Origin of the sequence: Acidovorax sp. ST3, assembly GCF_003231145.1 — a bacterium.
In the GTDB taxonomy this organism is placed as follows: Bacteria; Pseudomonadota; Gammaproteobacteria; order Burkholderiales; family Burkholderiaceae_C; genus Acidovorax.
This window is the reverse complement of sequence record NZ_QKVP01000064.1, coordinates 1-642: the sequence shown is the minus strand read 5'-3', so window position 1 is coordinate 642 and position 642 is coordinate 1. Positions and strand designations below refer to the sequence as shown.

Annotated in this window: 1 pseudogene; it reads left to right on the top strand. The window is 61.2% G+C overall.

Going from position 1 to position 642, the window contains the following annotated elements:
• Positions 1 to 9: 9 nt before the first annotated feature.
• A pseudogene (locus DNK89_RS23555) lies at positions 10 to 642 on the top strand (glutamate synthase subunit alpha); the annotation flags it as partial.

Here is a 642-nt window from a genome sequence, read left to right as displayed (position 1 = left end):
AAGCAGGACATCGAGCTGCCGCCGGCCGGCCAGTATGGCGTTGGCCACTGGTTCATGCCACGAGATCCGGAACTGCGCGCCCATGTCGACGCCATCATCACCGAGTCGGCGCAGTCGGAAGGCCTGCCGCTCATCGGTTTCCGCGACGTTCCGGTCGACAATTCCTCCTTGTCCAAGGCGCCCGATATTGCAGCCGCCGAGCCATTCCATCGCCAGGTGTTCATCGGCCGTACGCCCGACATCGACAATGACGAGGAATACGAAGCGCGCCTCTATCTCCTGCGCAAGGTGATTTCGGGCCGCATCTATGCCGAGCACAACAACAAGGACATCGGCTCCTACTGCGTGTCGCAGTCGGCGCGCACCATCGTCTACAAGGGCATGTTCCTGGCCTACCAGGTCGGCGCCTACTACAAGGACCTGTCCGATCCGCGCTTCGAGACGGCGCTGATCCTGGTACACCAGCGCTTTTCGACCAACACCTTCCCATCGTGGAAGCTGGCGCATCCCTACCGCATGGTCGCCCACAACGGTGAGATCAACACCGTGCGCGGCAACAACAACTGGATAGCGGCACGCCAGGCCTCGGTCGATTCCGAACTGTTCGGCAACAACATCTCCAAGCTGTGGCCGATCTCCTAT